The following is a 554-nucleotide window of genomic DNA, read 5'->3' on the forward strand; positions in this document are numbered from 1 at the left end:
GCCGAGGAGCGCTTCACCTTCGGTGCGGTCGAGCTGTGGAACGGCATCAATCCGGTGGCGGTGATGATCGGCATGTTCGGCCTGTCCGAGGCGCTGATGCAGCTGCACCATCTGGATAAGGTGGCGCTGAAGCAGAAGCTCGACCGCATCATTCCCGAGTGGGCCGACGTGCGTAAATACCTGTCGCTGAGCACCCAGTCTTCGGTGCTCGGCACCATCATCGGCGCCCTGCCCGGCACCGGGGGCGATATCGCCGCGCTGATGGCCTATGACCATGCCAAGCGCGTGACCAAGAACCCGAAGGTGCCGTTCGGCAAAGGTGCCAAGGAGGGGCTGATCGCACCGGAGTCGGCCAACAATGCCGCGGTCGGCGGCGCCTATATCCCGATGCTGACCCTCGGTATCCCGGGTGATGCGGTCACCGCGGTGTTCATCGGCGCGCTGTTCATCCACGGCCTGAACCCGGGCCCGCTGCTGCTCACCGAGCGTCCGGAGATGTTCTGGTTCACCGTCGGCAACCTGACCCTGGCCAATATCTTCGTGCTGATCTTCGG

The 554-nt window shown here is 64.3% G+C and carries 1 protein-coding gene; it reads left to right on the plus strand.

Annotated features, from left to right (window positions below; all coding sequences use genetic code 11):
* On the plus strand, positions 1 to 554 hold a 554-nt coding region (locus ADIMK_RS11100; RefSeq protein WP_036187856.1), incomplete at both ends, for a tripartite tricarboxylate transporter permease.

This window comes from Marinobacterium lacunae, assembly GCF_000705555.1.
Taxonomy (GTDB): Bacteria; Pseudomonadota; Gammaproteobacteria; order Pseudomonadales; family Balneatricaceae; genus Marinobacterium_D; species Marinobacterium_D lacunae.